Below are 21,954 nucleotides of genomic sequence, written 5' to 3'. Positions count from 1 at the left end.
TAAACAGTGAAACTTACTTGCGGGGTGGTACTTGTGTCACAAAACAATGGCAAGCTTGTAGTTATAAATGCCAATAAACGGGAGTTTGAGATTGTCAATACCCCTCTGGTGAATGCTTACGATTAAATCTTTTAAGAAAATTGATGATTCCAGGATAAATTTTTATCCCTTCTACAGATAAGCCTTTAGCACTTAACTCTTCCACTTTTAAAACTCACTCGAAAGTATTTTTCCTGAGCTCCCTCAGCTGCGATTTTTTGAAGGCATTCCATGCCCCGGCATGATCAAAGAACTTTGTGAGCTTATTGTATCCAAGTATTAATACTAAAATGAATTCAATTTGTTACCTATTGTTTTTAAAGGATTTGATAAAAGATTGAAAGGTATTACCGCACAGTAGTAGCAAAGTGAAAGTTCAAAGGGAAAACGAGTATCGCTTTCCCTTCATAAGATAAGCTTAAATTAAGCTGATGCTAAGCATCAAAACTACAGCCTTAATCCACCATCAATTTCAAAAACTCGACCATTTACATAGTCATTTTCGATAATAAATTGAACAGTAGAAGAAATTTCATCCGCTTGACCTAAACGACGTACAGGCACCATATGCTCAAGACGTTCTAATGCTTCTGGCTTCATTGAAGCTGTCATTTCAGTTTCAATAACACCCGGAGCAACAGCTGCACTGCGTATCCCGTGACGAGCTAATTCTTTAGCCCAGCCAGTACTCATCGCCACAACGGCTGCTTTTGAAGCCGCATAGTTGGTTTGACCAATGTTACCTGCTTTAGCAATGCTCGAGATGTTGATGATCACGCCTTGCTGCTTAGACTCAATCATTGCAGCTGCAGCTTCACGTCCACACAAGAAAGAACCCGTAAGATTTACGTTGATAACAGATTGGAATTGAGCCAAAGACATTCTATCTGTTACTTTGCCTTCTTTCGCTTTAAGAAGCATGCCATCGCGGAGAATACCAGCGCAATTGACGAGCACATTAACTTGATCTAGGTCTTCAAGAATATACTGAAAACCCGCAACAACGTCTTCTTCGTCGGTGATGTCTAAAGCGTAACCTTGAACCGTTGCAGTACCAAGGTCTGCACAAGCTTTCTCAAGCTTATCTTGGTCAACATCGATAAGTGCCAACTTAGCGCCTAATGCAGCAAAGTTTTTCGCCATAGCAAAACCTAAACCTCCAGCACCGCCAGTAATGACTACGACCTTATCTTTTAAATCCATTGGTTGTTCCTTATTCGTTATTTGCTTTAGCAAAAGCTTCAAAAATACTTGAGAAGTCACGACTGCCATTGCCTTTGCGAGCATGATTGACATACATGCTTCTTGCCAATGCACCCAGCGGGGTACTTGAATTCGTCAACAGCGCCGCTTCTTGTGATAAACCTAAATCTTTAACCATCAAATCTACCATAAAACCACCTTGGTAGTCGTTAGATGAAGGTACTGATTCCATTACGTTTGGACAAGGATTGTACTTTTCAAGTGTCCAGTTACCGCCACTGCTTACTTTCATGATGTCAGATAGCACTTTTGCGTCTAAACCGTGGTCACGACCCAGTTGCAAAGCTTCAGAGGTCCCAACCATCAACACAGCTAATAGCATGTTGTTACAGATTTTTGCGACTTGACCAGCTCCAGCAGAACCTGCATGGAAAATATTGGCTCCCATTGCATTCAAAACAGCTTGAGCTCTCTCGAAGGCATGATCAGAACCACCACAAATAAAGGTGAGTGTTCCGGCAGCTGCGCCTGCAGTTCCACCAGATACTGGTGCATCCATGAATTCAACGCCTTTAATTGCGGCTGCTTCTGCAACAAATTTTGCACTTTCAGCGTCAATAGTCGAACTGTCTATCAATAGTGTATCTTTACCAATAACGTCTAGAAGACCTTGTTGACCGGCACTGCCAATATATAAGCTCTTCACATGCTTGCCCGCTGGCAACATTGTAACAACGGCATCAACACCTGTTGCAGCTTCTAACGCAGTCGCTGCAGCAACGGCACCTTGAGAAACAAGTGAATCGATGGCTGCTGGAACAAGATCAAAAACGTTAACATCAAATCCAGCTTTCAATAAGTTAGCCGCCATCGGGCCGCCCATATTACCTAAACCAATAAATGCAATTTTTTTCATTTTGCTTATTATCCTTACTTTAAAGCGCAGCTAATGGGTGCTCTTTCCAAGGTGATGTTATGATCTTTTGAATTAAATCACTTGGTACTTCAGAGACAGAGTTTTGGTGCCATTTCGGGTTACGATCTTTATCAATTAGTAATGCACGAACACCTTCATTGAAATCACCAATAGCCAAACAATTCACACTGACCGCCAACTCCCACCGGAAGACGTCTGCAAGCGATAAATCGGTGCCTAATTTAGCTTGTTCGAAAATCAGCTGACAGCTGATTGGGCTGCCGGATAGCATCGAAGACTTCGCTCGGCTAAGCCATTTTTCGTCAGTTTCAAGAGCGGTCATGCGTGTCACGATATCGTTTAGATTTCCGCTCATTAGGGTGTCAATTAACCCTTGATTATCAGCAATCACGCTTTCGCCTTTTGGGACAGCACTTTTTAATGCAACTTCATGCAATGCTTCATCAAGGTATTGATGATTCATACCAATATCGTCACTCCAGTCAACCGTAGCTAAGACATCAAACATAGGTTCTTTATCATCATTATTAAGATAATGATTTGCCATACCCACATAACACGCATCTGCAGCATTCATTTGATAGGCGGTGAAACCTAAAAACATGCCTGATTTACCTGGTGTTCGATTTAAGAAATAACTGCCACCCACATCTGGGAATAAACCAATGGTCACTTCAGGCATGGCAATTCGTGAAGTCTCTGTAACCACCCGATGACTGGCACCTGCCATTAGGCCAACGCCACCACCCATTACAAAGCCATTACCCCAAACCATAACAGGCTTCTCAAAGGTGTGAATTAAATGATCCAGTTGATACTCTTCAGTAAAAAATGTCTTAGCAGCTTCGGCAACTTGACCTTTGTTCGCAATAGATGCGTCATAAAGAGCACGAACATCACCACCGGCACAAAATGCTTTTTCTCCACAACCATCTAAAACAACAAAAGCGATATTCGTATCGCTTTTCCATTTAGTTAACTGTTCAGTGAGCAAACGCACCATGTCCAGAGAGAGCGCATTTAGCGCTTTCTCTGCATTCAGCGTTGCCACACCAATAAGCTTTCCTGACGCTGTTGCTAGCGTTTGAAAAAAAACTGATTGTTGGCATGTCATTAGCAGTTTCTCCATTCTGCTTTACGTTTTTCTAAAAACGCAGTTACGCCTTCTTTTTGATCTTCGGTATCAAAAAGTCCGACAAATAATTCACGTTCCAATGGTAACGCTTGAGTGCGTGGCATTGTGCGACCGGCTTGAATAAGCTCTTTACACACTGCAACTGAGCTTGGTGATTGCTTAGCAACACGTTTTGCTAATGCAATCGCTGCGTCTAACGATTGTCCTTGCTCAACAACTTCTTCAACCAAGCCAATTTTCTCAGCTCTAGCTGAGTCAATGCGCTCTCCGCAGAGGATCATGCGCTTAGTCCAACCTTCACCGACTAAAGCGGTCAAGTTCTGTGTACCACCTGCACAAGGTAATAAACCGACTGTCGCCTCAGGGAGCGCCATTACTGCTTGTTCTTCTGCAATTCGAATATCGCAGGCCAAAGCAACCTCTAAACCACCACCCATCGAGTAACCATTAATAGCAGCGATAGATACACCGCGGAATGCACTCAATGTTTCGAACGCTTCACCAAAATGTTTAGCCATTGATGCAGCGTTACCTTTATCGCCGTCAGCAAACAATTTCAAGTCCGCACCAGCAGAGAAAAACTTCTCGCCCTCACCCGTAATCACTAAAGCGTAAACGTCTCTATTATTGTTTAATTCAAGTACGATACTTTTAAGCTCTTGAAGACTTTCCGCAGTCCATGTATTCGCAGGCGGGTTATTCATAGTTAGAACTGCGGTATTACCTTCAATACATTGTTTGATATTGCTCATTTGTGGATTCCTTTTATAACCTTGGCTTTGCATAACGGAAACGTCTACATTCCAAGGTTTAAATTCATTCAGCCTTTACACTTCAGTGCTGATAATTGTTTCTAGTTCAAGGCGTAATTGCGAAGGTGTAGTGGACTACTCATAGCAATTACAACGCAGAAATAGGAATAATTAGCTGTGCTGTAGCGTTTTACTTTTGCAAAGCCAAGGTTATTTTATTTCTGCAGCAGCTTCGTCTAATAAGCGGCGACTAATGATTAAACGCATGATTTCATTCGTGCCTTCAAGAATTTGATGAACACGCACATCACGGACGTGACGTTCAAGCGGGTATTCGCGAATATAACCATATCCACCATGAATTTGCAGTGCGGCATCGCACACTTGGAAGCCAATGTCTGTTGCAAAACGCTTTGCCATTGCGCAATAAGCGGTAGCCTCAGGATCGCCTGAGTCTAATTTGAACGCAGCTAAACGAACCATCTGACGAGCAGCAACTAATTCTGTCGCCATATCAGCTAACTTAAATTGCAATGCTTGGAATGCAGCCAAAGGCTTTCCAAACTGTTTACGTTCGTTCATATATTCAGTTGCACGCTCTAATGCTGCCTGCGCTGTACCCACTGAACACGTCGCAATATTAATACGACCGCCGTCCAAACCTTTCATCGCAAAAGTAAAGCCTTGGCCTTCTTCACCTAAAAGATTAGCAACAGGCACTCGTACTTCTTCAAATGTGATTAATCGTGTAGGTTGCGCATTCCAACCCATTTTATCTTCGGCTTTGCCATAGATAACACCATCTGCATCCGCTGGGATTGCGATTGCTGAAATCCCTTTTGGCCCTGCCTCGCCAGTTCGGCACATTACGACCAACAATTCAGTTTCGCCAGCGCCTGAAATAAACATTTTTGAGCCAGAGATGACGTACTCGTCGCCATCACGAACCGCTTTGGTTTGTAATGATGCAGCGTCGGAGCCTGAACCTGGTTCAGTTAAACAATATGATGCTAGCTTTTGACCTGTAGTTAGAGACTCAGACCACTCAGCACGAAAAGATTCGCTGCCCCATGTGGTTACCATCCAAGTCGCCATATTATGAATGGTCAACATGGCCGTAGTTGCAGTACAACCTTGGGCAAGTTCTTCGAAAATGATTGATGAATCTAGACGAGATAAGCCCATCCCACCTTCTGACTCAGGTGAATAAAGTGAACAAAAACCAAGTTCACCCGCTTGTTGAATCACGTCTTTAGGGAAATGATGCTTTTCGTCCCACTCACCAGCAAAAGGGGCTAATTGTTCTTGTGAAAACTGACTGGCAAGATCGGCAAACTGACGTTGATCTTCATTTAAATTAAAATCCATGTGACAACTCCTGTGTCGTGTCGTCTACTCTCCTCGTCTCGGAGAGACTTCTAAAACAGCAAAGGGCAGAATACTCTGCCCTAAATATAGTTTTTACTTCTACTTCAACTCAATCGTCATGTTTGGACCAGAAGCAATATCTGATTCATACCAACGCGAAGTAATGGTTTTCGTTTCAGTATAAAAACGAACCGCTTGCTTACCATAAGCATGTTGATCGCCATAGAAACTGCCTTTCCAACCCGTGAACGAGAAGAATGGTAATGGCACTGGAATAGGTACGTTAATACCAACTTGCCCTACTTCTACGAAATGTTGATATTTACGTGCTGCAGCACCGCTTGCAGTAAAGATTGAAGTACCATTGCCATATGGGCTTGCATTAACGACTTCAATTGCATCTTCGAGTGAATCTGCAGTCATACAACATAGAACAGGACCAAAGATTTCTTCTTTGTAGATGGTCATGTCAGTTGTTACGTCAGAAAATACAGTAGGACCAACCCAGTTACCCGACTCATAACCTTCAACAGTAAAGTCACTGCCATCGGTTAAACAAGTTGCACCTTCAGCTTTACCTTGTTCGATCAGTGTTAACACACGCTCTTTAGCTGCTGGACTGATGACAGGGCCATAAGCGGCATCTTTATCATTCCATAAACCTGGCTTAACTTTTGCAATCGCTGCGTTTACTTCAGGGATCCATTCAGCTGCTTTACCAACAAAAATGGCAACTGAGATTGCCATACAACGTTGACCCGCTGCACCGACAGAAGCTCCAACCAGGTTATTGATCACTTGCTGTTTATTCGCATCAGGCATGATCACACAGTGGTTCTTAGCACCGGCAAACGCTTGAACACGCTTTAGGTTATCTGTACCAGTCTTATAGATGTATTGGCCTACACCCACAGAACCCACAAATGAGATAGCTTTAACCTCTTTATGCTCAAGAAGCACATCGACGGCTGTTTTATCGCCATGAACCATTTGCAGCACGCCTTTTGGTGCGCCCGCTTCTTCAAACAATTCAACAAGACGTTGTGGGGTCATTGGATCTTGCTCAGAAGGCTTCAAGATGAAAGTGTTACCACAAGCAACAGCAAGTGGAAACATCCATAAAGGAATCATCGCAGGGAAGTTGAACGGTGTAATACCCGCACAGACACCTAAGGGCTGAGTGTAGCTATAGGTGTCAATCGAGCGAGCGACGTTCTCAACTGTCTCGCCCATTAATAACGATGCAACATTACAAGCGTGCTCAGCGACTTCAATACCACGCCACACATCACCTTTTGCATCATCAAAGGTTTTACCCGTTTCTTGAGCCAAGATTTCTGCAATTTCGTCGTGATGCTCTTTCAATAGGTGTTGATAACGAAGCATGACACGAGCACGTTCAGATACAGGAACTTCTTTCCATGTAACGAATGCTGCTTTTGCACTTTCAATAGCGGTTAAGACTTCAGTCTCTGTTGCTGCATTCACAACAGCAATCGTTTCATTATTTGCAGGGTTGGTGATTGCAATTTCCTTGCTGCCTTCACCTAGAGTAAATTCACCATCAATATAGTGCTTAACTTGAGTTACCATCTCACATTCCTATTTGTTGAAATACAGCAGCTAACGAAAAGTTAGTTGCATTGAGCTTTTATTATTATTTTCGCTCGGGATTGATTTATTCGACTTCGATTGCCATTGCTGTAGCTTCACCACCGCCAATGCACAATGATGCAACACCACGGGTTAAGCCGCGGTTTTTAAGTGAGTGAATCAAAGTCACAAGAATTCGAGTGCCAGAACACCCAATTGGATGACCTAAAGCACAAGCACCGCCATTAACATTCACTTTTGCTGAATCTAAACCGAGTTCAGAAATTGCCAGCATTGTTACCATGGCAAATGCCTCATTGATTTCGTATAAATCAACAGAGTCTTTACACCAACCAACTTTATTCATTAAATCCATCATTGCGCCAACAGGAGCCGTGGTGAATTTAGCGGGTTCTTGAGAGTGTGTTGTATGCGCTTTAATCGAAGCTAAAACATCTAAGTTCATTTCTTTTGCTTGAGCACGAGTCATCACCATGACTGCGGCAGCACCGTCAGAGATAGAACTTGAATTTGCTGCCGTGATAGTGCCGTCTTTAGCGAACGCTGGACGTAATGCAGGAATTTTATCTGGACGAGCATTACCAGGTTGTTCATCAGTATCAATAATGGTGTCACCACGACGAGAGGTTACTGTTACTGGTGTGACTTCGTTTTTGAATGCACCTGAATTAATGGCTGCATTAGCTTTTTCAAGTGAGCTTAATGCAAATTCATCCATTTTTTCACGAGTGATTCCAAACTCATCAGCAGTTTTTTGTGCAAACGTGCCCATCGCACCGCCGGTATATGCATCTTCGAGGCCATCAAGGAACATATGGTCCATCACTTTACCATGTCCCATACGCATACCGCCACGAGCTTTATCTAGCAGATATGGCGCAGCACTCATGCTTTCCATTCCGCCAGCAATAACGATATTTGCACTACCCGCTTTAATAAGGTCATGTGCCATCATCACGGTTTTCATGCCTGAGCCACACACTTTATTAAGTGTTGTAGCGCCAACAGATAATGGCAGTTCTGCACCTAATGTTGCTTGGCGAGCAGGTGCTTGCCCAACTCCCGCAGGTAAAACACAACCCATTAATACTTCATTGACCTTGTCACCAGCAATGCCTGTTTCGTCTACCAGTGCTTTAATTGCTACTGCACCCAACTTAGGAGATGGCACACTTGAAAGTGAACCTTGAAAGCCACCCATTGGGGTTCGTTTAGCTGAAACAATCACGATATCTTGGTCAAGTTTTTCCGAACTCATTATCTACTCCAGTACCTTTAACTCAGCATTCTGCTTACATAAGTTATGTTTTATGCACAAACTTTGCACATGAATTTTTATTCTAATGAGCATAATGTGACGTTTACGCTAACGTAAAGCAAGCACTAATTGGTCTAATCAGCCGTTTTTGGTGTTTTTTTTGTCAGATTATATTTACATCATATTGAATAAAGCTGAATGAGAAGTCGGTATTGGTAAAAAGTGATTGATTCGTTTCAGATTAAAAAACACAATGAAGTACCGTTTAGATCTGCATTATAAAAATGAAACAACTTATCCTTGCTTCCAGCTCTGAGTTTCGCCAAGAGCTGTTGAGAAAGTTAAAACTTCCCTTTTCATCCGTTTCACCAGATATTGATGAAACGCCACAAAATGATGAATCGGCAATCCAACTTGTTGAAAGGTTGGCTATTCAAAAAGCTAAAGCTGGTGCAATGATGGTTGATCCCGCTGATGCATTGGTTATTGGCTCTGATCAAGTGGCGGTAATTGATGGTCAAATTGTTGGAAAACCGCTGACGACTGAAAAGGCAATTGAACAGCTCAAAGCCGCTTCAGGAAAGAGTATTACTTTTTATACGGGACTTTGTGTTTTTGATAAGCAAACTCAAAAATTTGCTTCATTAGTTGAACCTTTTACGGTTCACTTCAAAAATCTATCTGAAGCGCAAATCAGCAGTTATGTCGATAAAGAACAACCACTTTGGTGTGCAGGCAGTTTTAAAAGTGAAGGGCTTGGTATTGCATTATTTGAAAAGTTAGAAGGCGATGATCCAAACTCTTTAGTTGGATTACCTTTGATTAAGCTAATTGAGTTATTGAAAGCGTTTAATTTCCACGTTTTATAGCGCCGATAAAATGGCCTGAAAAAAATCAGGCCATTACCCTGCCTCTCGTCGAAGAACGGTACTAATATCAAGCTCTTTTTAATTTAGCTAAAACTGCATCTAAATCATCATCTATTTTAGCTTGAACAATTTTTCGTTGTTCAGTATTCGGATGAGTAAACTCAAGCTGCGCTGCATGTAAAAATAAACGTCGTAATCCTTGTTCTCGCATAGAATCATCAAATTTAGCTTCACTGTACTTTTCATCACACGCAATTGGATGACCTGCATACTGACAATGCACACGAATTTGATGAGTACGCCCTGTTAAAGGACTGGCTTTAACTAAAGTAGCACCTTGGTATTTCTGTACAATTTTAAAGCGAGTTTGAGATTGTTTCCCTTCGGGATTAACACGTACGATGCGTTCACCTGATTTTAGGGTTATTTTTAGCAATGGTGCATTGATCAACTTATCATGCTTTTGCCATTCGCCTCTTACTAGCGCAAGGTAATCTTTCTGCATCAACTTTTTGCGCAGCTGATCTTGTAAATGCTTTAAGGCACTTCTTTTCTTAGCAATAAGTAAGATGCCAGAAGTTTCTTTATCAAGTCGGTGCACGAGCTCAAGAAACTTTTGTTGAGGTCTCAAACTGCGTAAAGCTTCAATCACGCCATAATTGATTCCACTACCACCATGAACAGCAATACCTGAAGGCTTATTTAATGCGATCAAATAATTATCTTCATAAACGATACGCTCTTCTAATTGATTAACCTTGGCAAGTTTCGGAGATGGAGCGTTATCTTGATTAGATTGAGAAACCCGTACAGGTGGAACTCGAACCATGTCACCTATTTGTAATTTATATTCGGGCTTAATGCGTTTTTTATTAACTCGTACCTCGCCCTTGCGGATAATGCGATAAATCATACTTTTCGGTACACCTTTAAGTTTAGTGACCAAAAAGTTATCTATTCTCTGTCCTTCATTATCTTCATCAATTGTGACGAAGTGGACTTTTACGGCTATTTCTTGTGTAGTCATTGGAAATTCATCTGTATCTAATGTCGATATTGTACAAGATTTTCTGCTTTTGATTGCTGAATTTTTCAATTATTGCTATATTTCACAATTGGAATGCAGTAATAAATGAAAATAGACTATTTTAACTGCTTAGCCGCGCGTGGTTCTTAGATAAAAATTCATTCAACAAGGTGGCAACTGATTGAGTTGCAAGCTTTATAGTGATCAAACTTAAAAATACATTGATTAAAAGCCAAACCTGAGACTGAAACCATGAAATCATGGTTTATCTTTAAGACCCACAAGAATTTGAACAATATTTTAACTGGTTATCAAACAGTTGTGTTCGATTCGGCATTATTGGAATATTACCCAGAATTTATGACAACGATCGACAACCAAAGAAATTCGTCGGTCTACAGAAATGACAACATAAATGAGTAACTTAAGGTAGCGACACGCAGCGATTGCGTCTTACAGACATCTTGCGCACCTATTACTAGCCTGTTGATCAAGCCGTGAGGTTTGTATTTTTACACCAGGCCCATAATGCGATCTACCGCAATGTTTGATGACCCATTAAATAGAAGAATGATGTCATCATGAAACGTATGTTAATTAATGCAACTCAATCGGAAGAGTTGCGCGTTGCCCTAGTTGATGGGCAACAGCTGTATGACCTAGACATTGAAAGTCCTGGTCATGAGCAGAAAAAAGCGAATATTTACAAAGGCAAAATCACCCGCGTAGAACCTTCTCTAGAAGCTGCATTTGTCGATTATGGCGCTGAACGCCATGGTTTCCTTCCTTTAAAAGAAATTGCTAAAGATTACTTTCCAAAAGGATATACTTTCCAAGGCCGTCCAAACATCAAAGAAGTGGTGTCTGAAGGTCAAGAAGTTATCGTACAAATTGATAAAGAAGAGCGTGGTAACAAAGGCGCTGCACTTACTACCTTTATCAGTTTGGCAGGTTCTTATTTAGTATTAATGCCGAATAACCCACGTGCCGGCGGTATTTCTCGTCGCATCGAAGGTGATGAGCGTACAGAGCTAAAAGCTGCACTATCACAATTAGACATACCACACGGCATGGGCTTAATTGTACGTACTGCAGGTGTTGGTAAAGATGCTGAAGAGCTAAAGTGGGATTTGAATGTTTTACAACACCACTGGAATGCCATTAAAGAAGCTGCAGACTCAAAACCTGCACCATTTTTAATTCACCAAGAAAGTAATGTTATTGCTCGCGCAATCCGCGATTACTTACGCCGTGATGTTGGTGAGATCTTAATTGATCATGCTCGTATCTATGAAGAAGCGAAACAGCATATTGGCTTAGTTAGACCTGATTTTGTAGCGCGTGTTAAACCGTACAAATCTGAAGTGCCTTTATTTACACACTATCAGATTGAATCTCAAATTGAATCAGCGTTCCAACGTGAAGTTCGTTTACCTTCTGGTGGTTCAATCGTAATCGATCCAACGGAAGCACTGACTTCTATCGATATCAACTCTTCTCGTGCAACGAAAGGTGGTGATATTGAAGAAACTGCATTAAATACCAACCTTGAAGCAGCTGATGAAATTGCACGTCAATTACGTCTTCGTGATTTAGGCGGCCTAGTTGTTATCGATTTTATCGACATGACACCTGCTAAGCACCAACGCGAAGTAGAAAATCGTCTACGTGATGCAGTTCAGCATGACAGAGCACGAGTTCAATTAGGTCGTATCTCACGCTTTGGTTTGATGGAAATGTCACGCCAACGTTTACGCCCTTCTCTTGAAGAATCTGCCGCTAACTTGTGCCCACGCTGTCATGGTCAAGGTACTATTCGTGGTACTGAGTCTTTAGCGCTTTCTATCTTACGTTTAATGGAAGAAGAAGCGATTAAAGAAAACACCAAACAAATTGAAGCTATCGTCCCAGTAGACGTAGCAGCTTTCCTATTGAACGAAAAGCGTAAAGCAATTCGTATTACTGAGGAGCGCCACGGTGTAGATGTTTATGTAATCCCAGATTCACATATGACTACTCCGGACTACAAAGTAGTCCGTCTTCGTAAAGATGAAGAAGTTATTGAATCGAGTTTTAACCGTACAGAAAAACCTGAGTCGAAACTTTACGAACCTCGTAAGTTAGAGCGAGAAACAGCTGCTCAACCTGCTCTTAAAGGTTTCAGTGCACCGAAACAAGCGCCTAAAGCAACCAAACCAACTAACGCAAAACCAGCTAAGAAAAAAGATTCTGAAAGCAAAGGATTATTTGCCTCTCTTGTTTCTGCAATCACTCGTTTATTCAATAGTGAAGAAAAACAACCAGAAAACAAGTCAAAGTCTGGCCGCAAGCCGCAAGACAGAAATCAGCGCCGCAACAACCGTCGTAATGACAAACGTCGTCCTCGCAATAATGAAGCGAGAGATAACGAGCCTTCTGATAATAAAGAACGCAAAGAACGTGCACCTCGAAATGAAAAGCCTGAAGCTAAAGCTCGCCAGCCTAAAAAGCAAGCACAAGAGCCGAAGGAAGAAGCAGTACGCGAACGTCGTCAGCGTAGAAAGATGCAGCGAAAGGTTCGTGTAAATAACGAGCCGCAAGAAGAGACATTGCTCAACAATGCTGAAACCGAATCTCAAGTTGTAGAGCCATCGAAAACTGAAGCTAAAGACAAGCCTGTGAAGAAAGAAGCGAGAGAAACTAAACCTCGTCAAACTCGTCGCAAGCCAAAAGCAAAAGCTGAAGTAAAAGAACTTGCTGCAGAGCAAAAGGTTGAAGCTGAAGCTGAAGAAACTAAAGCTGCAATTGCTGATAAAGAACAAGCGATTGTTGATCAAGAGGTTCAGCCTACTAATACTGAAATTCAAGTAGATGAAACCAGCACTCAAGAAGTTGTTGCAGAAAATCAAGTTGACGAATCAGAAGATAAAGAGCCTACTCGCCGTAGTCGTCGTAGCCCTCGCCACTTAAGAGCAGCAGGTCAAAAACGTCGTCGTGATGAAAAACCTGCTCAGTCTGAAGATGCGCCAGTATTTGAAGCTCACGAAGAGATGCCAATCACCTTCGATTTCGAACAATTAGAAAGTTCAGACGAAGCAAAAGCTACTGAGAAACCAGCCCAAGCAGAATTGTTTGTAGAAGCAGAAGCGAAAGCTACAGAACAAACAACTAACGAAGTTGAAACTGAAACAGTAGAAAAGCCTAAAAAGCCAGCTAGAAAGCCAAGAGTTAAAAAAGCTGACAAACAGGCAGAGCCTAAAGCAGTTGAATCATCAACCGAAGACAAAGCTCCAGTAGCTGAAGTAATTCAAGAAGTTGTTGCAGGCGCTGAAACTCAACCTGTCGTTGCAGTTCACGACGAAGGTGATTCAACAGTAGCTGAAGCAACAGCTGACGATGTTCAATCTGTTGAAAAGCACGAAGAAGCATTACAAGAAGACATTATTATTGTTGAACCTGTAAAAGCAACTGAAACTAAAGCTCAAAAACCAGCTAGAAAGCCAAGAGCTAAAAAGAAAGCTGTAGCTAAACCTTCAAGCCGTTTTGTGACAATGACAAGTTCAGATACAAAAAAACCTGAAGTAATGCCTAAGCGAGACGTTGAAACACCAAAAGGACGTATTTACGAACGTTCTGAGGTTGAGGTTACACCAAAAGATCGTGCAGTAAACCGTGCACAATCTGAAATGGCGAGCCCTCAGATTTAACTCAACTGGTTAAGTTAAGAAAAAGAAAATGCCTTTTCATTTGAAAAGGCGTTTTTGTATCAAGAAGTTTATTTTAATCACTGTTTCGCTCAATAGAGATTTATTTACATAAACTTTAACTTAACGTAATAAACCAGTCCTAAAAGATAAACCCACTAAAGCAAACAATATACTGATAATGGTCACAGGAATAATATGCCAAGCCAAAGACCACAGTGTTTTTTCAGATAGTTTTGGTATCACCCTCAAGCGTGCATCGATCGCTAAAATTGCCGTTAATAGCAGTAATATCAATTTGTAACTGATTAACTTAGATATTGGATTTGAGAAGTCAAACAAGGTCACGCCATCAGGCGTCATGACTTTCATCAAATAGAGGCCTGTTGAAATCTGAATAATGAGGGCAGGAATACCAATTTTTTCGTAGCAATTTTCGAAGAGCTTAATGAACGCTAAATCTTTATGCCTAATTGAGTAAGGTAAGATAGTGGTGGCGAGCACGATATGCCCTCCTGTCCAAACGGTTGCAGCCAGTAAGTGAAATGTCAGAGCGACAGTGTACATAGATAAGATCCGATATTGTCATTTGCACAAACCTTAGCAATTGTGAATCAAAAAGAAATTGATTTTGGACAATTTCGAATTACAAATATAATTATCTTTATTTAGATCTCACCCAATAATAGTTTCTGCACTCTTATTTCTAACTCTTAATCTCTCAACTTGGATATCTGTTCATCATTCTGCTTGCTATACTTCCGCGTCATCTCAAGTTCGACTTTAGTCATGATTATCGTCCCTAATTTTTTCAACTCTTCTAAAAAGTTTACTTTATCACAGTGAAGTGCTCCCGGTTTACTGATAGATTCATGCAACTTTTTGATTCGCTTATCTAACTTTCCTTTAGCAGCTAATAGATTACAGCAATCTAAACTGATTTTTTTACATTCATCTGTTTGAGTGATGATTCCTCTGTTATAAAGAGAGCAAACCCACCACCTCCAATGCTCTTTGAACTCGATAGAACTTAATGAATAGCCCTGCTCTTTTTCCATTTTCTCTATGACAGACCTTAATGCTGAGAGGGTTACCTTTTCTTGATTTGATTCAAGCTGAGGTTCGATAGAAAGAGCATCTAAATAAGATTTGAAGCCGTCGTAATCTAAATTAGCTATACGCATAATTTCCTCAGATAGACTCTTAAAAAATTCTGCTTCAGTTAATAAAATAGAACTGGCCTCTTGATCTACAGTACTAATGGAATATCTTTCACCAGCCCTCCCATATTTACTTACCGTAATCCGTAACTTGGGTACTGAATCTGAAGCAGATACTGACGACTCATCAATTTGATTGCTTTCTGATTTTGTTTTCTTTACCGCTTCTTCTGGTTCGCATGGGGACTTTCTTTTGTGCTTGCATCTCTCGGTTGTCGTAACTTCATTTTTCTCTTTTATGAATGATTGCAGAATATCATTACTCGAATGCGTACTCTTAACAGCAAACTGTAAATGCTTCTTTTCATTTGATTGTGCAGTTAGGGTTATGGCATTTTTATTACCAGAAGGCTTTGAATTAGAAACTTCAGTTCGTTCAACCAATTTAAATAAATGACCACCAATATCAGTGCAATATAGAATAGGGGCTCCTACTGCAACTAAAAAACTATTATGTTCTATAAACCAACTTTGTGACGACACTTGCGTACCCAGAAACTGATCACAATACCTTTCACAAACCTTCCAATCTTTTGTTATTTTAACAACAGAGCTGCTTTCGCCAGATATAGGATCTGTGACTGTTCTCGTTACCTGAGTATTAGGATCTATATCAACTGTTTTTACACCTTCAACTGACATATCATTCCCACAAATATTCAAATAATGAACATTATCAAATTTAAGAACAGTATCCGTTAAATTTCGTTAATGATTTTATTCGCGCAGGAAGAGTGAAATAAAAAGCCTAACGTTTAATTACAGGCTGTTTCTCTTTTGTGGTTATTTTTACAACGATAAATTAGTTGTTTGATTCAAGGCAGAGCTTGTGCAGTTTGGTTTCTAAAAATAGGCAAGCGATAACGATGAAGGGACGACCAATTATCGCTGGCTACGTTGCTTTTTGAGCATTCATTGTTCTGTGTTGTAACCAGTTTACTTAGATAGCTAAGCTCCACTGCTCACACTTAAAACAGGCAAATGCTCAAATCGCACAAAATTTAATCCTAAAAGACAAACAGCCCTAGGCTTCAACAATTTTATATCGAAAGATTAAACTGTTTAACTCGTTTGTCCAGCTGTTCAGAAGCTTCTGCTAACTCACTGTTTAATTGACTTATCTTTCCTGCAATATTGCTGGAGTTAGAATACAATTCATTTATCTCAGTAGCGTTATTGCTAACCTCTTCTGTAACTGCGCTTTGCTGATCAGTTGCTGTTGCAATCTGTACATTCATGTCATCAATGGTACTGACAAACTGAACAATGCGATTTAAATCTTCTCCAGCCGTTTGAACTTCAGATACGCTTTCATGAGCTTTTTCTAGTCCACGTGACATTGCTTGTACAGCCTCTTCAGCACCAGACTGTAGACGATCAGTCATATTTTTAATATCAGCTGTCGACGCTTTTGCTCGTTGAGCAAGACTTCTTACTTCATCTGCCACCACTGCGAATCCACGCCCAGTTTCACCTGCTCTAGCAGCCTCAATGGCCGCATTCAAAGCAAGTAGATTGGTTTGCTCTGCAATACCCGAAATGACATCTGACACACCTACAATGCCATGAATTTCTTTATCCAGGTTGTTGATTGCACTTGAGGCTGCATTCATTTCTGCAGAAAGATCGTGAATTGATTTATCTGTCTTTTCGACTTCTGTATTCCCTTCTCTAGCCTCCTGAGCCGCTTCAGACGACGCATGAGCAGCATCGGCAGCATTCGAAGCAATTTGGCTAACAGTAGCACTGAGTTCCGTCATTGCCGCTGCAACCTGCTCAGCCTGGCTTTGACCTTTTAGAACATCACTTTGCATCTCTTCACTTGCGAGATTAATGTGCTCGACGGTATTCGCAATTAACACTGAACTTTCTTTTGTATTGAGGATAACTTTTTCAAATTCCGTCATCATACAATTAAAAGCTTTAGACAATTCACCCAATTCATCTTTAGCTGAATTATCTATTCGAATAGACAAATCCAATTCATTACCTGCTCGAGCAATGCTTTTGCTTAAAAACTTAATATTTGAGCGAAGATAACCTGCAATTGATAATGTTAATACAAATATAATTAAGACGAATACAGATAACGCCAGTGAGCCTAAAATCAAAAACATCTCTGCTGATTTTAGCTTTACCTTCGTCAGGTCAATGATTTGAGAAGAAAGATGTAACTCGAACTTTCTTAGTAATTCAATTCTACTTGTTGCTATTTTAAACCACGATTCTGTCGTTGTGTGTTCAATTTGATCTATGTTCATATCACGAACAACATTTCTTAAATGCTCTACTGTAGATACAGCTTGTGAACTGAGAACTTGATTTTGATATCTCGTCATGTTCTTTTCTGAGGAAAGTGCAAAAAATCGATTTTCGAAACTTTGTTGTTCAGCAACCAAATTAATAAACTTAGCAAACTTATTACTTGGAATACTGTTCTTGCCGAAAGTTGTACTTAATACTGCACGTTCAATCCCTGCCCTCTCCTTCATCTGAAGGTAAGCACCAAATGCTGCTACCTCTATTGAAATAGTGTGGTCTTGTGCTTGCTTCACAATAACATCGACCACTGAAAGCAGTTGGTTATTGATCTCCGTATAGTAAGCGACTTGATCTTTCAGTGAAATATTGAGGGTATCGACACTTTGTCGAATCAAGTGCAATTCTGATAGTTCTCTTTCAAGTTGCTTTAATCCGGAATCGATACTTGAAGAATAGTGAGTATTAATTATTTTTTGTTTGAGCTTTTGAATCTCTTTATTAACGAGCTGTCTCTGAGAAACAAGCTTCAGCTTGAATGATACGCCACCTGAACTTATAAATCCTGCGCTCATTCCGCGTTCTTTTTGAAGTTGGTGCACTAAGTTACTGTTCGTTTCAGCCAATTCAGTCAACTGCACTAAAGAATGTAAATTTTGGTAAGACTCCCACTCCTCCTTGATCAAAAAACTTCCCCCAATCAAAGCACCAATAATTGGAGGGCAAATTAATAGCGTCAATTTCTGAGTAATGCCCAGATTTAAAATCCATTGCCAACGCATATTTCAACCCCATATTTGATCATTCAGTGCCATAAGGCGACACTATTTTCATGAGGAGTAAGTTAAATTTTAAACAAACATAAGTAAACACTCTAGGATTATAAATTGAACAAACTTTAACTTCTGGGCATGTTTTATTGACATTGATCAAACTTTATTTTGAACGACACCACCAAAGCGAATAAAAACCATAGCCATAGCTCACATTACAAAAATGACTGCATGACAACAATGTTATTTTAACAGTGCACGTTTAGTGCTATTACCCTACTTCTTGTTCTACTTTACATCGCTTTTTTTTTCTATATTCTCATTGATACTGAATGATCGGAGAGCAAAATGAAAAATACTAATTATCAAAGCGCCCTCATACTTGGAATATTAATAGCCTTAGGGTTATCAATATTGGGCTATACACTCGGAAACTCAGCCATAAAATACCGCCAATTTGAGCGCACTGTGAATGTAAAAGGTCTTTCTGAAAGAGATTACCCTGCAGACGTCGTTATTTGGCCGATTCAATACACCGTTGCTGACAATAAAATCAGTGGAATCTATGATTCAATTGAAACAAATACAAAAAAAATAAAAAATTTTCTTATCAAAAATGGCATTAAAGCTTCTGAGGTTTCAGTTTCCTCTCCTGAGATCACCGATAAATCAGCACAACGATACAGCAGTGATTCAAAAGCCGAATTCCGTTATACAGCCCAACAAACCGTGACCGTTTACTCTAAGCAAGTCGACAAAGTCCGAAACGTTATGGGGGCACTGTCTGAATTAGGCAAACAAGGCATTGTATTTAATGGCAATGATTATAATGCCCGAACTGAATACCTTTTTACACGACTCAATGAGATTAAACCGAAGATGATTGAAGAAGCGACAAAAAATGCGCGAGTCGTTGCTGAGAAGTTCGCTTCGGATTCTAAAAGTAGTCTAGGTAAAATAAAGACAGCTTCACAAGGTCAGTTTAGTATTTCTGAAAGAGACAAAAACAACCCACAAATTAAAAAGGTAAGGGTTGTTTCAACAGTGACCTACTATCTTTCGGATTAATTATTTGAGCGAGTTAGCCAGTCGCTCCATACCTTCTTTAATTGTGACTATAGGCTGATAATCAAAATCGTTTTTAGCTTTTGAAATATCAAAATAATGGCTACAGGATAACTGTTTAGCAACAAAACGAGTCATCATTGGCTCGTCTTGTTTATAGAGCACTTTATATATCACTTCCAACAAAGCGCCTACAGCAAAAGCTAAACTCACTGGTACTCTTTTTGTGACGGGTGGCAAACCATCGCAGGCCAAAATTAAGTTGAGCATTTCAGCCATTTTTATAGGCTCGTCATTACTTAAAAAATAGGCTTGCCCAGCACACTTAGAATTCTTAGACATGAGCTCATTCGCAGCTTGGATGTGTGCATAAGCGGCATTATCAATAAAAATTGTATCAACTAATTTATCTTTGTTTCCGACTAGCTTTAGCCGACCTGCTTTTCCTCGTTCTAATACTCTTGGTACTAAATGCGGATCTCTTGGGCCCCAAATTAAGTGCGGTCTTAACGCGACTGTTTTTAAAGTCGTATTGTTTGAATCTAAAATGAGACGTTCTGCTAATGACTTTGAGTGAGCATAATAATTTAAAAAATGAGTCGCATGAGGCGTGCTTTCATCAATACCGTCTTCATCTTCACCACTAAAAGTAACACTCGGTGTACTGGTGTACACCAGATATGCAATATTGTGGGTCTTACAGCCTTTCACAATATTCGATGCACCATCAACATTAGGTTTGAAGTAACTGTCTCGGTCTCCCCAAACACCAGCTTTTGAAGCCACATGAAAAACTAAATCACAACCTAGCATTGCATCAACAACAGCTTGTTCATTAGCTAAGTCACCTTTAACCATTGTCACACCCAGTTTTTCTAATTCAGGGTAATTACCACGAGCAAAGCCAGTAACCTTAATACCAGTTGAAATTAACCTTAAGGTAATCGCTCGACCTAGAAACCCACTGGCACCAGTGACAAATACATGACGTACCTTTAAAGCTAGTTTTTCAAGCGCTCGTTGTTCTAGATGATGTAATTCCATAGTATTCAAACCTAAATTCAAACTCTCTTCTGCGCCCAAACGGCAAGCTTTTCTCGGAATATTTTAGCATTATGGCGAACATCCATTGGAAAACCGTCGTGGATTAAGAAATGACAAATCCCTGACGATTGCTGGTGCTGTTCAACAAGCTCTCTTAAATCTGCATACAGATTTTTCGATTTACTGCACACCACATCTTGATTTAACTCTAAGCATATTAAAGGTTCGGTTTTCTCTTCAATTTGAACACCCACTAATGCTGAGCGTTTTACTTGAGGATGAGTATTGATAATCCGCTCACATGAAACGGAATAATAGAGTTTCGACTTAGTAACAACACGATGCGCTTTACGTCCACACATCCACAAACGTCCATGATCATCAAGATACCCAAGATCGCCCATTCTATGGCGCATTCGACCTAAATCTTTATCGTAGATTTTGGCTTTTTGGGTTGCTGCATCTCGTCGGTAGTAAAGCTGGTTAACCATATCACCAGAAACCACAATTTCACCAATTTGATTACTCGGTAGAGTTAACGAATCATCCCATTCTAGGATTTGTTTTTCACTAATTTCAATAATGGCGACGTTAACATTCCCTATTGGATAGCCAACGCATATGCCTGCCCCAGAATTCGTGTCTTTTGCAGTATCTACCAGTTCATAACTTGAAAACTTTGAAATCGGCAGTGATTCCGTAGCACCGTATGAACTCAAGACTTCTACACCATCATTGAGCATTGTTGAAAAGCGCTCTATCGCTTCTATGGTTACTGGAGCACCTGCTGAAATCACTCGTCTTATGGATGGTAATTTATGATTGGACTGACTTCCTGCTTTACCTACAACATCAAGCAAAGCTGGATTAACAAATATATTACTGCATTGATACTTCTCTATCGCTGCAAAGATGTGCTTTGGATTTGCAGTGATTGGTTTACTGGCATCCATATCCGGTACAATCGACGCCATTCCAAGCGCTGGACCGAATAGAGAAAACAATGGGAATGTTGCTAAATCTCGCTCTCCATGCTGTATAGCATAGTCTTCTCTCAGCGCTGTAATTTGTGCTTCAAACATCCGGTGACTATAAACCACACCTTTAGGTGTTCCTGTACTGCCACTGGTAAACAAAATAGCGCACATATCGTCGGCATTAAAGCGTTCTAAATCAAATTCTGTTGAGTGTTGTGTTCGAAGTATCGTAGACAAATTTATTGCGCCGGTAATGATACTTTGTAAGCCGGATAAATTTGAACTATCAACATTAATGTTAATACTAACGCTACTTTTTCCCCACCCTAGTAATCTGCGAGCAATGTGTGCTTTGGGGATACCAATAAAAGCGTCTGGTTCAGATTCATTAAAACACTGTTTGAGATTTCTGACGCCCATTCCTGGGTCAACAATGACAGGTATAATTCCAGCTTTAAATAATGCGAATGTAAGCTGAAAAAATTCAATGCTTGGCGTTACCATCAAAACTGCTTTCATACCTGGCTTGAGTCCATGTTCAAGCAATGCAGTTGCAACCCGATTACTTTGCAAGTCGAGTTGTTGAAAATTCAGTTCTTGATATTGGTACTGCCCACGAGAGAATTTTTGAATGGCAACGGCGAGGTCGTTTGGGTTATTTTTCCCCGCCGCCACAAGGTGGCAGCAGAGGTTGTAACTTTTATTTTCTGATTGTAGTTTTTGCATTCATT

At 40.5% G+C, this 21,954-nt stretch carries 16 protein-coding genes; 3 read left to right on the top strand and 13 right to left on the bottom strand.

Translation table 11 applies throughout. The features are described from left to right. Positions 1-486 precede the first annotated feature (486 nt). From JQC92_RS10860 to JQC92_RS10830, 7 genes are all read right to left on the bottom strand, one after another. Positions 487-1,242: an SDR family oxidoreductase gene (locus JQC92_RS10860; RefSeq protein ID WP_204999680.1), complete on the bottom strand. Its 756-nt coding sequence runs from the start codon at positions 1,240-1,242 to the stop codon at positions 487-489. 10 nt (positions 1,243-1,252) lie between these two features. Then, on the bottom strand, positions 1,253-2,158 hold the full coding sequence (gene mmsB / locus JQC92_RS10855) for a 3-hydroxyisobutyrate dehydrogenase (protein WP_204999679.1): 906 nt from the start codon (positions 2,156-2,158) through the stop codon (positions 1,253-1,255). Between the two features lie 19 nt (positions 2,159-2,177). Next, the gene (locus tag JQC92_RS10850; RefSeq protein ID WP_239480517.1) at positions 2,178-3,293 is read right to left on the bottom strand and encodes an enoyl-CoA hydratase/isomerase family protein; all 1,116 of its coding nucleotides are present in this window, start codon (positions 3,291-3,293) and stop codon (positions 2,178-2,180) included. After that, a complete protein-coding gene (locus JQC92_RS10845; protein WP_204999677.1) occupies positions 3,293-4,066 on the bottom strand; it encodes an enoyl-CoA hydratase in 774 nt (257 codons plus the stop codon). The genes JQC92_RS10850 and JQC92_RS10845 overlap by 1 nt, the downstream gene beginning before the upstream one ends. A 210-nt stretch (positions 4,067-4,276) precedes the next feature. After that, on the bottom strand, positions 4,277-5,434 hold the full coding sequence (locus JQC92_RS10840) for an acyl-CoA dehydrogenase family protein (RefSeq protein WP_129944830.1): 1,158 nt from the start codon (positions 5,432-5,434) through the stop codon (positions 4,277-4,279). Positions 5,435-5,533: 99 nt separating this feature from the next. After that, the gene (locus JQC92_RS10835; protein WP_204999676.1) at positions 5,534-7,027 is read right to left on the bottom strand and encodes a CoA-acylating methylmalonate-semialdehyde dehydrogenase; all 1,494 of its coding nucleotides are present in this window, start codon (positions 7,025-7,027) and stop codon (positions 5,534-5,536) included. Between the two features lie 85 nt (positions 7,028-7,112). Then, positions 7,113-8,306 carry an acetyl-CoA C-acyltransferase gene (locus tag JQC92_RS10830; RefSeq protein WP_204999675.1) on the bottom strand — a complete coding sequence of 398 codons (1,194 nt, stop codon included), beginning with the start codon at positions 8,304-8,306 and terminating at the stop codon, positions 7,113-7,115. Between the two features lie 284 nt (positions 8,307-8,590). On the opposite strand from JQC92_RS10830, the gene JQC92_RS10825 reads away from it, so the two are divergent. Next, positions 8,591-9,175, top strand: coding sequence for a Maf family protein (locus JQC92_RS10825; protein WP_204999674.1), 585 nt, complete (start codon positions 8,591-8,593; stop codon positions 9,173-9,175). 67 nt (positions 9,176-9,242) lie between these two features. Here the strand turns inward: JQC92_RS10825 and rluC are convergent, their stop codons facing one another. Beyond that, the gene (gene rluC / locus JQC92_RS10820; RefSeq protein WP_204999673.1) at positions 9,243-10,202 is read right to left on the bottom strand and encodes a 23S rRNA pseudouridine(955/2504/2580) synthase RluC; all 960 of its coding nucleotides are present in this window, start codon (positions 10,200-10,202) and stop codon (positions 9,243-9,245) included. 581 nt (positions 10,203-10,783) lie between these two features. On the opposite strand from rluC, the gene rne reads away from it, so the two are divergent. Next, positions 10,784-13,888, top strand: a complete 3,105-nt coding sequence (rne, locus tag JQC92_RS10815; protein WP_204999672.1) for a ribonuclease E — start codon at positions 10,784-10,786, stop codon at positions 13,886-13,888. Between the two features lie 120 nt (positions 13,889-14,008). Here rne and JQC92_RS10810 read toward each other — a convergent pair whose 3' ends face one another. The 3 genes from JQC92_RS10810 to JQC92_RS10800 all read right to left on the bottom strand — a co-directional run bounded on the left by JQC92_RS10810 (position 14,009) and on the right by JQC92_RS10800 (position 18,146). Continuing rightward, positions 14,009-14,452, bottom strand: a complete 444-nt coding sequence (locus tag JQC92_RS10810) for a copper resistance protein CopD (RefSeq protein ID WP_204999671.1) — start codon at positions 14,450-14,452, stop codon at positions 14,009-14,011. A gap of 146 nt (positions 14,453-14,598) precedes the next feature. Further along, positions 14,599-15,747: a hypothetical protein gene (locus JQC92_RS10805; protein WP_204999670.1), complete on the bottom strand. Its 1,149-nt coding sequence runs from the start codon at positions 15,745-15,747 to the stop codon at positions 14,599-14,601. A 398-nt stretch (positions 15,748-16,145) separates the two neighbouring features. Then, positions 16,146-18,146, bottom strand: a complete 2,001-nt coding sequence (locus tag JQC92_RS10800; RefSeq protein ID WP_204999669.1) for a methyl-accepting chemotaxis protein — start codon at positions 18,144-18,146, stop codon at positions 16,146-16,148. A gap of 339 nt (positions 18,147-18,485) precedes the next feature. On the opposite strand from JQC92_RS10800, the gene JQC92_RS10795 reads away from it, so the two are divergent. After that, on the top strand, positions 18,486-19,205 hold the full coding sequence (locus tag JQC92_RS10795; protein WP_204999668.1) for an SIMPL domain-containing protein: 720 nt from the start codon (positions 18,486-18,488) through the stop codon (positions 19,203-19,205). Here the strand turns inward: JQC92_RS10795 and oleD are convergent, their stop codons facing one another. Both oleD and oleC read right to left on the bottom strand, forming a co-directional pair. Continuing rightward, entirely contained in the window at positions 19,206-20,246 is a 1,041-nt protein-coding gene (gene oleD, locus JQC92_RS10790; protein WP_204999667.1) for a 2-alkyl-3-oxoalkanoate reductase, read from the bottom strand. A gap of 17 nt (positions 20,247-20,263) precedes the next feature. Further along, positions 20,264-21,949, bottom strand: coding sequence for an olefin beta-lactone synthetase (gene oleC, locus JQC92_RS10785; RefSeq protein ID WP_204999666.1), 1,686 nt, complete (start codon positions 21,947-21,949; stop codon positions 20,264-20,266). Positions 21,950-21,954 lie beyond the last annotated feature (5 nt).

Origin of the sequence: Parashewanella hymeniacidonis (assembly GCF_016900895.1) — a bacterium.
GTDB lineage: Bacteria > Pseudomonadota > Gammaproteobacteria > Enterobacterales > Shewanellaceae > Parashewanella > Parashewanella hymeniacidonis.
Note: the sequence above shows the minus strand (reverse complement) of the source record. Positions and strands in the feature narration are given on the sequence as shown.

Excerpts from the sequence above, each read along its gene's own strand:
- JQC92_RS10805 (WP_204999670.1), bottom strand. The coding sequence starts at position 15,747 with ATGTCAGTTGAAGGTGTAAAAACAGTTGATATAGATCCTAATACTCAG.
- JQC92_RS10845 (WP_204999677.1), bottom strand. The coding sequence starts at position 4,066 with ATGAGCAATATCAAACAATGTATTGAAGGTAATACCGCAGTTCTAACT.
- JQC92_RS10800 (WP_204999669.1), bottom strand. The coding sequence starts at position 18,146 with ATGCGTTGGCAATGGATTTTAAATCTGGGCATTACTCAGAAATTGACG.
- JQC92_RS10825 (WP_204999674.1), top strand. The coding sequence starts at position 8,591 with ATGAAACAACTTATCCTTGCTTCCAGCTCTGAGTTTCGCCAAGAGCTG.
- JQC92_RS10830 (WP_204999675.1), bottom strand. The coding sequence starts at position 8,306 with ATGAGTTCGGAAAAACTTGACCAAGATATCGTGATTGTTTCAGCTAAA.
- JQC92_RS10795 (WP_204999668.1), top strand. The coding sequence starts at position 18,486 with ATGAAAAATACTAATTATCAAAGCGCCCTCATACTTGGAATATTAATA.
- oleC (WP_204999666.1), bottom strand. The coding sequence starts at position 21,949 with ATGCAAAAACTACAATCAGAAAATAAAAGTTACAACCTCTGCTGCCAC.
- JQC92_RS10860 (WP_204999680.1), bottom strand. The coding sequence starts at position 1,242 with ATGGATTTAAAAGATAAGGTCGTAGTCATTACTGGCGGTGCTGGAGGT.
- rluC (WP_204999673.1), bottom strand. The coding sequence starts at position 10,202 with ATGACTACACAAGAAATAGCCGTAAAAGTCCACTTCGTCACAATTGAT.
- mmsB (WP_204999679.1), bottom strand. The coding sequence starts at position 2,158 with ATGAAAAAAATTGCATTTATTGGTTTAGGTAATATGGGCGGCCCGATG.
- JQC92_RS10850 (WP_239480517.1), bottom strand. The coding sequence starts at position 3,293 with ATGACATGCCAACAATCAGTTTTTTTTCAAACGCTAGCAACAGCGTCA.
- JQC92_RS10835 (WP_204999676.1), bottom strand. The coding sequence starts at position 7,027 with ATGGTAACTCAAGTTAAGCACTATATTGATGGTGAATTTACTCTAGGT.
- JQC92_RS10840 (WP_129944830.1), bottom strand. The coding sequence starts at position 5,434 with ATGGATTTTAATTTAAATGAAGATCAACGTCAGTTTGCCGATCTTGCC.
- rne (WP_204999672.1), top strand. The coding sequence starts at position 10,784 with ATGAAACGTATGTTAATTAATGCAACTCAATCGGAAGAGTTGCGCGTT.
- oleD (WP_204999667.1), bottom strand. The coding sequence starts at position 20,246 with ATGGAATTACATCATCTAGAACAACGAGCGCTTGAAAAACTAGCTTTA.
- JQC92_RS10810 (WP_204999671.1), bottom strand. The coding sequence starts at position 14,452 with ATGTACACTGTCGCTCTGACATTTCACTTACTGGCTGCAACCGTTTGG.